The 9,660-nt window shown below is 56.3% G+C and carries 10 protein-coding genes; 7 read left to right on the forward strand and 3 right to left on the reverse strand.

Going from position 1 to position 9,660, the window contains the following annotated elements; genetic code table 11:
• Positions 1-2: 2 nt before the first annotated feature.
• From FU672_RS15170 to FU672_RS15180, 3 genes are read left to right on the forward strand one after another with little or no spacing between them, the layout of a single operon-like run.
• Positions 3-2,528, forward strand: a complete 2,526-nt coding sequence (locus FU672_RS15170) for a fimbria/pilus outer membrane usher protein (protein ID WP_148243846.1) — start codon at positions 3-5, stop codon at positions 2,526-2,528.
• Positions 2,519-3,034 (forward strand): fimbrial protein, encoded by a 516-nt coding sequence (locus tag FU672_RS15175; RefSeq protein WP_148243847.1) that lies wholly within the window; start codon positions 2,519-2,521, stop codon positions 3,032-3,034. The genes FU672_RS15170 and FU672_RS15175 overlap by 10 nt, the downstream gene beginning before the upstream one ends.
• The gene (locus FU672_RS15180; protein ID WP_410053331.1) at positions 3,031-4,044 is read left to right on the forward strand and encodes a fimbrial protein; all 1,014 of its coding nucleotides are present in this window, start codon (positions 3,031-3,033) and stop codon (positions 4,042-4,044) included. The genes FU672_RS15175 and FU672_RS15180 overlap by 4 nt, the downstream gene beginning before the upstream one ends.
• 4 nt (positions 4,045-4,048) lie before the next feature.
• On the opposite strand, the gene FU672_RS15185 is transcribed toward FU672_RS15180, so the two are convergent.
• The gene (locus FU672_RS15185) at positions 4,049-4,573 is read right to left on the reverse strand and encodes a lipocalin family protein (protein ID WP_148243848.1); all 525 of its coding nucleotides are present in this window, start codon (positions 4,571-4,573) and stop codon (positions 4,049-4,051) included.
• Between the two features lie 117 nt (positions 4,574-4,690).
• On the opposite strand from FU672_RS15185, the gene FU672_RS15190 reads away from it, so the two are divergent.
• The 4 genes from FU672_RS15190 to FU672_RS15205 all read left to right on the forward strand — a co-directional run bounded on the left by FU672_RS15190 (position 4,691) and on the right by FU672_RS15205 (position 8,222).
• Entirely contained in the window at positions 4,691-5,416 is a 726-nt protein-coding gene (locus FU672_RS15190; protein ID WP_148243849.1) for a MerR family transcriptional regulator, read from the forward strand.
• Between the two features lie 99 nt (positions 5,417-5,515).
• The gene (uraH, locus tag FU672_RS15195; RefSeq protein ID WP_148243850.1) at positions 5,516-5,926 is read left to right on the forward strand and encodes a hydroxyisourate hydrolase; all 411 of its coding nucleotides are present in this window, start codon (positions 5,516-5,518) and stop codon (positions 5,924-5,926) included.
• A 102-nt stretch (positions 5,927-6,028) separates the two neighbouring features.
• Entirely contained in the window at positions 6,029-6,988 is a 960-nt protein-coding gene (locus tag FU672_RS15200) for a YbgA family protein (protein ID WP_148243851.1), read from the forward strand.
• Positions 6,989-7,133: 145 nt separating this feature from the next.
• Positions 7,134-8,222, forward strand: a complete 1,089-nt coding sequence (locus tag FU672_RS15205; protein ID WP_148243852.1) for an AAA family ATPase — start codon at positions 7,134-7,136, stop codon at positions 8,220-8,222.
• Positions 8,223-8,415: 193 nt separating this feature from the next.
• On the opposite strand, the gene FU672_RS15210 is transcribed toward FU672_RS15205, so the two are convergent.
• Both FU672_RS15210 and FU672_RS25465 read right to left on the reverse strand, forming a co-directional pair.
• Entirely contained in the window at positions 8,416-8,916 is a 501-nt protein-coding gene (locus FU672_RS15210) for a contact-dependent growth inhibition system immunity protein (protein ID WP_148243917.1), read from the reverse strand.
• Entirely contained in the window at positions 8,916-9,599 is a 684-nt protein-coding gene (locus FU672_RS25465) for an endonuclease toxin domain-containing protein (protein ID WP_340673984.1), read from the reverse strand. Before FU672_RS25465 ends, FU672_RS15210 begins: the two co-directional genes overlap by 1 nt.
• Positions 9,600-9,660: the final 61 nt, after the last annotated feature.

The raw sequence follows: 9,660 nt of genomic DNA on the forward strand, positions 1-9,660 counted from the left end.
ACGTGAAAAGAAAAATCCTGTGCGCCACGGTGATCGCCCTGGTGATTCGGCAAGCCGTGGCTGCTGAAAGCGAGCTGCTATTTAACCCCGCGTTCCTCAACGGCGAGAGCGCAAACAGCGCCGATCTCGCCTGGGTCAACGCCGGGAGCGCGTTGCCGCCGGGTGATTACAACCTCAACGTGTATATCAATACTAACTACGCGTTCACAGGTAACGTCACGTTCCGCCTTGCTGAAGACAGCACGGGTGAAGCGCTGCCCTGCCTCACGCCTGAGCAATTCGCCGCGCTGGGCATCGATAGCAATCAGGCGAAGGGCGGAGCCCTGCCGCTGGCGCAACGCTGCATCTTCTTAACGAAGGCGTTTGCGGATACGCAGTTTGATCTGGACCAGAAGACGCTCACCCTGAGCTTCACCGTACCGCAAAGTGCGATGCGCAATTTGCCGCGCGGGTATGTCAGCCCGGAAAGCTGGGAGGCTGGCATTCCTGCCGCATGGCTGAATTATGTGGTCAATGGCTCGAATAATGAGTATCGCGGCGAGACGCGCACGCGGGAACAGCAGCTGTTTGCAAGCCTCAATAGCGGCGTCAACCTGGGCGCGTGGCGGCTGCGTGACTTCACCACGTGGACCAAAGACAGTAATGAACTCACCCACGTGCAGACCTGGCTGCAGCGTGATATTCACGCCCTGCGCGCGCAGATGTATGCCGGGGAAACGTACACCTCGGCGCAGGTCTTCGATTCCGTGGGCCTGCGCGGCATCGCCCTGAAAACCGATGACAACATGCTGCCCGCCAGCCTCAGCGGCTATGCGCCCGAAGTTCGCGGCATCGCGCGCAGCAACGCCACCGTGACGGTTCGACAGAACGGCAACATCATCTATCAAACCTCCGTTCCACCAGGGGCGTTTGTGCTGAAAGATCTCTACCCGACCTCCTCGGGAGGCGATCTGGCGGTCACCATTCAGGAGAACGACGGCAGCAAAACGCAATACACGCTTCCCTTTGCCAGCGTGCCGAACCTTGTGCGTAACGGACAGGTGAAATATGCCCTGGGTGCCGGGAAATATCGCCCGACGGGCGATCAGGACGCGCCCTCCTTCGTGCAGGGCGAGCTGTTCTATGGCTGGCAATATGGCCTCACGTTTTACGGCGGGGCACAGTTTGCCGATCGCTATAACGGCCTGGCGTTCGGGTTTGGACAAAACCTCGGCCGCTTTGGCGCCTACTCTCTTGACCTGACCCATGCCCGCAGCCAGCTGGCGGACGATCGGCACTACAGCGGTGATTCGGTGCGCCTGCGCTACAGCAAGCTGCTGAATGATATTGGCACGCGGATTAACTTCTTCTCCCTGCGCTACTCCACGAAAGGGTTTTATACCCTCAGCGATACCACCTACAAAGGGATGTCGGGCGGATCGCCAAAGCAGACAGTGGAAGATGATGGCACCGTCACCACCCATTACGACAACGTGTACAACCTGCGCATGTCGCGCAAGGCAAAAAACCAGCTGCTGCTGTCGCAGCCGATGGGACAATACGGCTCGCTGTCACTGTCGTGGGATCAGCAGACCTACTGGAACACGTCAGACACCACACAAAGCCTGCAGTTTGCGTGGAACGCCACGTTTCGTAATGTGTCGCTTGGCGTCAGCGTCCAGCGAAGCTCGAGCCTGTATGACGACAAGAAAGATAACATCCTGTCGATGTCGATTTCGGTCCCGCTGGGCAACCCGGCGCTGTCGACCCGCGCGCGCTTTACCACGACCCATGCGGACGCCACCGGTACAACCGCCAGCACGGGCGTGAGCGGTTACCTGCCGGGTCAGGAGAATCTGTTCTATAGCGTCAACCAGCGCTACAGCGCCCAGCAGCACTACGGCGGCGATGCCACCCTGCAATACGAAGGCGCGTGGGGGGACTACAACCTGGGCTACAGCTACGCCAGCGATTCCCGCAACCTCAGCTACGGTATCAGCGGTGGCGCGGTAGTGCATGAAGATGGCCTGACGCTGAGCCAGCCACTCGGGAACACCAACATTCTGGTGAAAGCCCCGGGGGCCAGCAACGTCGCCGTGCTTAACCACAAGGGCATCAAAACGGACAGCCGGGGATACGCGGTGATCCCGTACGCCACGCCGTACCGCGTTAACCAGGTCGCACTGGACGTGACGACCGCCGGCAACAACGTGGAGCTGGAAAACGCCATCGCCAATAAAACGCCCACCGATGGTGCCCTGGTTCGCGCCACCTTCACCACGCACCAGGGAGCAAAAGCGATGTTTATCGTGCGTCGCGGCAACGACATGCTTCCCTTCGGCACGCTGGTCTCGCTCGATAATGACAAAACCAGCGGCATCGTTGGCGATGGCGGCAGCCTGTATCTGTCCGGTTTGTCAGAGAAGGGCACGCTGAATGCCGTGTGGGGTCGCGGCAACAGCCAGCGCTGCGCCATTACCTATGCGTTAAACAAGCAGAACTATAACGCCCGCACCGGTCTCTATTCTCAGGAGGTGGTATGTCAGTAATGTTTCGGATCGGCTGCATCGCACTGCTGGTTTTCACCCTCCCCGTTCGCGGGTATGACGTGCTGGTTTCCGTCACCGGCAATTTGATCGGCAACACCTGCGTGGTTGCACAGGACTCCGGGGAGCAGAACGTGCCGCTGGGCACCATCGGTATTAAACAGTTCAACCGCACCGGCGCCGTCAGCAATATCAAAACGCCCTTCACGCTCAGGCTTGAAGCATGCGGGCCAACCTTTGCTGGCGTAAAAATCCGCTTCAGCGGTACGCCGGATGATGACAACCCGCAACTGCTGAAAATTGCCGACGGTGGCGCTACCGGCGTGGCGGTGCAAATCCTCGATAAAGAGAGCGTACTCATTCCCCTGAAAACACAAACCACCGCGTACGCAACGACGGGGGATGACAGCGTACAGATGACCTTTTACGCGCAGCTGGTTGCCACCGGCGCACCCGTGAGCGCTGGCGATGTGTCAGCCTTCGCCACATGGACAACGGAGTATCTATGATGCGTTTATTCTTTTTTATCAGCAGTATGTTTCTCTGTGCCAGCCTGCAGGCGATGGAGTGGAAATCGGACATTACGCTCTCCCCACAACCGATGACCTACAACGGACCGGCAGATTCGGTTGTGCCGGGCAGCATTATCGGATCGACCTGGAGCGCCTCCGCCAGCGTGAAGGAGGTGTTCTGGTGCGGGCTGGTTTTTACCTGTTCCAAAGGCACGCTGGAGCCGAGCAGCAGCGCGATCTCAAGCGGGATGACGGTCAACGTCGACGGCATAAACTACACCATTTTTGAAACCGGCGTGCCGGGGGTAGGGTATATCATCGGGCTGAAGGATTTTAATGGGACAAAATACATTCCCCTGCAAAGCGGTATTACGCAAAGCTACCCGGCGGAGGGCACCAACGGTTATGCGACCAGTTTAGGCTGGTCAGCCAAGGTCACCTTTATTAAAACCGGCACGGCGCTGAAATCCGACGTCTATAACATCCCGACCATCAACGCCGCGGTGTTAACCGCCTACAACAACGAGGTCAAAACGGCGCAGGTCATCATCAGCCCGACCACCATCACGGTGACCGCCAGCGGATGTACGGTCGGCAGCAAAAATGCCAGCGTCAAACTAGGCACCATTGATATTCGCACCCTGCCCATGGTGGGGAGCACGTCGCCATCGGGGACGTTTACCGTCGGCCTGACCTGCGACGCGGACGTGGCGGTTCACGCGGTGATGACCGATCAGACCACGCCGTCGAACACCTCGTCGGTGGTGACGCTGACCGGAGACTCCACCGCTTCCGGCGTTGGGGTGCAGTTTTTCTACAACGGCACCGGACCGCTGATGATGGGGCCGGACAGCTCGGCCGCAGGTACAACCGGCCAGTTCTTTATCCAGAGCACCACGGCGGCGCAAACGCTCACGTTGCCGTTCCAGGCGCAGTACATCCGAACCGGCGAACTGGTGCCCGGCTCGGCCAACGCGCTGGCCAGCATTACGTTTTCCTACCAGTAGAGGCTTACTGCTTTACCCACACCAGTTGGTCAACCCGGAAGCCCAGACTGCGCGCGGTGTTCAGGTAATCCTGCTTCACCGCTTCGGGAAGGGTTGGCGTGCGCGACAGGATCCACAGGTAATCGCGGTTCGGGCCGCTGACCAGCGCGTACTGGTACTTATCGTCCAGCCTGATCACGTTATAGCCACCGTAGAAGGGGCCGAAGAACGACACTTTCAGCGCGGCGGTGGTCGGCTCGCCGGTAAAGTACGCTTTCCCCTCGCTCTCATTCCACGTATTTTTGACCGGGTCGTAGCCCCGATTCAGCACGCTGATGCCGCCGTCGCTGCGTTCACCGTAGGTGGCGGTTACCTGCTCCAGCCCGCGTTCAAAACGGTTTTCCAGACGAGCGACTTCATACCATTTGCCAAGATAGCGGCTGGCGTCAAAACCGGAAATCGGCTGCACGCCTTTCGGCGGCGTAGGAGATTTACAGGCGACCAGCGTCAGCGCAATGGCAACACCGGTCACAACAGGCCATAGCTTCATGAGAATTCCTTTCATTTGCACGGTTGGACGTTAAGTGTAGTGCACCGTTTCGGCGCTTCATCCCGTCCGGGAAAATTCGTAGTATATTGAGAGTATTCCTCCACTCTGGACACGGACATGGCTTACTCCATCGGCGAATTCGCCCGACTCAGCGGCATCACCGCCACCACCCTGCGGGCGTGGCAGCGTCGCTATGGTTTACTCAAGCCACAGCGCACGGAAGGCGGCCACCGCCAGTACAGCGATGAGGACGTCCAGCAGGCGCTAAAAATTCTCGACTGGGTAAAAAAAGGCGTCCCGATCGGCCAGGTCAAACCGCTGCTGGAACGCCCGACGCCGGGTCGGACCAACAACTGGCAAACCCTGCAGCAGAACATGCTGCAACGCCTGCAGGATGGCAAAGTCGAGTCCCTGCGCCAGATGATTTACGACGCCGGACGCGAGTACCCAAGACCGGAGCTGGTCGCGAACGTGCTGCGCCCGCTGCGCAGCCAGGTCTCGGCCAACATCGCCGCCGCCATGACCCTGCGCGCGATCCTCGACGGCATCATCATCGCCTACACCTCGTTTTGCCTCGAAGGTGATAAAAAAGCGCCGGGCGATAATATTCTGCTCAGCGGCTGGCACCTGAACGACCCGTGCGAGATCTGGCTCGAAGCCCTAACGCGCAGCGGGCAGGGCCACCGGATCGACATTCTGCCGGTTCCGCCTGACGCGCTGGCACCGGAAATTTTCCCGGAACGTAAATGGCTTCTGGTGACCAGCGGCAAACTTACCGTCGGGCGGAAAAAGCAGCTGGAGCAATGGCAGCAGCAGGTATCGCTTGAAGTGATTATCCTCTGATAATTTTCTCCTGCGGGAATCTTCACGAAAAGTTGAATATTTTCCCGCACCGCAGATGCTAACGTTTTCCTGTGACGAATAACTCCACAGGAAAACACCATGAAAAAAACGACCCCTCTGCTGATCCTGGCCTCGATGGCCTTTGCCCCTGCCGCCTTTAGCGCCCCAGCCGGCACGCTAAGCGTCCACATTCTCGACCAGCAAACCGGGATGCCGCCATCCGACGTAACCGTTACGCTGGAGAAACAGCAGCAGGACAAATGGACCCCGATTGCCAGCGGCAAAACCGACCACGACGGACGTATCAAATCGCTCTATCCCCAGGATCAGGACATGCAGCCTGGCGTGTATAAAGTGACCTTCAAAACCGCAGATTACTTCCACGGCAAAAAGCTGGACTCCTTCTTCCCGGAGATCCCGGTGCTGTTTACCGTGACCCGCACCAACGAAAAGCTGCACATCCCGCTTCTGCTGAGCCAGTACGGTTACTCGACCTACAAGGGCAGTTAAGACGCATTGATTTTAAAGGATTATAAAAAATAGCTCCGCGAATACTTGGACAAATTAGTCATATTGTGTAAGTTTTAGTTATTGGAACGGGAGGACCACATCATGACAACGAAACCTGTGCTCGGTATTAGCGGATGTTTGACCGGATCCGCCGTTCGCTTTGACGGCGGACACAAGCGTATGGGCTTCGTCATGGATGAGCTGGCCCAGTGGGTAAATTTCAGGCCCGTCTGCCCGGAAATGGCCATCGGTCTGCCGACGCCTCGCCCGGCCATACGCCTGACGCTGACGGACTGCGGCGAAACGCAACTCCGTTTCAGCAAGCCGCCTCATGATGACATTACGCAGAAAATGGCCGACTTTACGGCGGACTATCTGCCAAAAATCGGCGATCTGTCGGGATTTATCGTCTGTGCAAAATCCCCAAGCTGCGGCCTGGAACGCGTGCGGCTGTACGATGAAAACGGCAACCGGGGCCGCAAGGAGGGCGTAGGGCTGTTCACCGCCGCCCTTCTTGAAACCTGGCCGTGGCTGCCCGTCGAGGAAGACGGTCGGTTACACGACCCGGTACTGCGGGAAAACTTTATCGAGCGGGTATTTGCCCTGCACGAACTGAACACGCTGCGTAAAAATGGGCTCACGCGCCGCGCGCTGCTGGACTTCCACAGCCGCTATAAGCTTCAGCTGCTGGCGCACCATCAGGCAGGTTACCGCGAAATCGGCCCGTTCGTTGCCTCGCTGCACGAGTGGGAAGACCTGGACGCCTTCTTCATGGCGTACCGGGAAAAGCTAATGACCATCCTGAAAAAACCCGCCTCGCGGAAGAATCACACCAACGTGCTGATGCATATCCAGGGGTATTTTCGTAGCCAACTGAATACCCGCCAGCGCGGCGAGCTACGCGACGTGATCCTGCACTATCGCAACGGACAGTTGCCTATTCTCGCCCCGATCACGCTGCTGAAGCACTACCTGGCCGAATACCCCGACCGGTATCTGATGACGCAAAACTACTTTGATCCCTATCCTGATGATTTGGGTCTGCGTCTGGCAGTCAAGTGATCATAAAAATGCGAAGGCCCCACTAACCCGTAGAGGCCCAAAGCAGTACCCCGTTTAGACGACACCCTCACTGTCGTCTCTTTTTTGCATTTCATCTCAAAGACTGTGATTATATACAGGCTTATTCTGCAAAAGGGGCCCGCCTGTGATCAACACCCTGCACATTCAAAACTACCGCTCCATCCGCGAGATGTCGCTGGAGCTGGAGCAGCTCAACATCGTCTTCGGGCCGAACGGTACCGGGAAATCGAATATCTACAAGGCGATACACCTGATGCACAGCGCCGCCCAGGGGCAGTTTTCCCAGGCGCTGGCGAATGAGGGCGGCATTCTGAAGGTGTTCTGGGCAGGCAAAACCCGCAGCGACCAGCTGCGGCGGATGAATCTGGCGGTGGAAACAGAGACCTACGAATACGAACTGCAGGTCGGGTTTGTGGAGAAGCTGCCCTATCCCTCGCAGTTTCAGCTCGATCCGGTGATCAAAGAGGAGTCCATCTGGCTGAGCGGCCAGCACCGTCGGCCTTCGTCACAGCTGATGAAGCGTAAGAACCAGGCGGTGTTTCTGAACAACGTGCATCACGAGAAAGTGACCCACAGCGGCACGCTGTATGAGAACGAATCGGTATTCGGACAGCTCGGCGAACCGCATCTTTACCCGGAAGTGTCGCAGATGCGCGAATCCCTGCGTAACTGGCGCTTTTACCATGAGTTTTCCGTCTCATCCGGCTCGGCGATGCGTGCCCCACAGGTCGGTTTCCGCTCCCCGGTGCTGGCCAGCGACGGTGCCAACCTGGCGGCCGCGTTTCAGACCATCGTGGAAATTGGCGACGAGCTGCTGCTGATGCGCATTCTCGACCAGGCCTTCCCCGGCTGCGTGTTTTACAGCGACAACACCAGCGGACGTTTTCGCATGATGATGCAGCGGGAGGGGCTGAGCAGGCCGCTGGAACCGGCGGAGTTCTCCGACGGCACCCTGCGCTTCCTGTGCCTGGCGGTAGCGCTGTTAAGCCCGCGCCCACCGGCGTTTATCGCGTTGAACGAACCGGAAAACAGCCTGCACCCTCAGATGCTGCCCGCGCTGGCGAGCTTAATTGCCGAGGCCAGCCGCTACTCGCAGATCTGGCTCACCAGCCACTCGCCGGAGCTGGCGAAGTTGATTGAGAAGCAGAGGTCGTTCTCGCTGTATCAGCTGTCGATGGTGGAGGGGGAGACGAGGGTGGAGAGGCTAGGGTAGCTCTATACCCTCATTCGGGTAGATCTTCAGAGCGCTTCTTTTCTTTTGACATAATGTGCAATATTCCTCCAACGGCAAGAGTAGTTATTGGAAAATCAGAATTGACCGGAAGACGATACGCCCAAATACATCTTATCTGGAAGTGAAAAAGGGCAAACCCAAAAATCCCGCCGACATTTGGCGGGATTTCGAATCAACCTTTGCAACGACTGAGGGCTAGTCGCAAACCCGCGCCAATTTCGGCTGGAGTGCTATCTACAGAGAGAACGACATTTTCTATGCCATCACCTTTAGTTCTTCCCCAACCTTCTAGTTTCTCATGGCGAGTGGGTGAAAAAGTGATAAAACCATTGGTACAATGTACACTACAGTTCTTCATATCTTTGAATAAAGCACGTTTGGTTTTATAGCCGTATTTTTTCATCAACATTGCTATCCAGGCAGCATATTGTTCTTTGCCTTTCTCAACATCAAAGAACGTATCACACTCTTCAATCGTCAATGTCCGGCTATCTGACAACGCTTGTAAAACAACTTCACCGATACTTTGATTATCGGCATCGGGGTGCAATAAGTGGGGAGGAAAGAGGGGATCAGCAGCAACCATCCCCAGCCCCGATTGAGTCTCAACAAGCAACAATTCAGAGTTATAGTAACAACTAGCCCTGTAATCCTGACTTTTATTAAATTTCATCATTTCACCTGTGTCACTTTAACTGTCACACCCTGACTCTTGCCATATTCAATGGCTCGGTTTATTTCTGTCCACTGCGTTTTTGTTGTAGTAGCAGGAACAGCAAGCTGGACCTCTCTATTAGCAATCATAGAAGAATCAATTGTCTTTCGAGAGAGTGTGTATGTATCAAATTTTGCAGCTGCATCAATATTTCCTTTGATCGAACTGTAAATCTGATTAGGGTTTGCCAGCTTCGCCATTGTCTGTGTATCCAATGATTTAGCGCTCACAGCTGTTTTAGTAGATACATCATAATAGTCAAACGTTTTAAAATTCTGGGGCAATCTGGCACTGGAGGGTAAGGATGATCCAACATAATCCTCCCAAGGCATACCTTGTTTAATATTACCCTGTCCCCATTGCATTCCAAGTTCAGAGGCTTTGACAGTAGCCGTTGCAGTATTGCGGCTCATGAACGATAGCGCCGCTTTGGTTATGTCTTTTACAAGCAACCCACCGCTGACGAGCATGGCCTGATTTTCCGGATCGGACGCGAATACCGCATACTTCATCCACTCCGGACTGTTTTGGTCTATTTTCGCCAGATCCTGACCATTCCACTGTTGGACGTAGGTCTTGGCTTCGTCACTGGTCATAACATCAGCGCCGATATTTCCCAACCAGCCGGGGCGCTCTGTCATATCGTAGCCACCCTCAGCAACTTCCTTATTCCAGCCAACAGCCGTTAGGGGATCATCCTTC

This window comes from Enterobacter asburiae, from assembly GCF_008080435.1.
GTDB lineage: Bacteria > Pseudomonadota > Gammaproteobacteria > Enterobacterales > Enterobacteriaceae > Enterobacter > Enterobacter asburiae_C.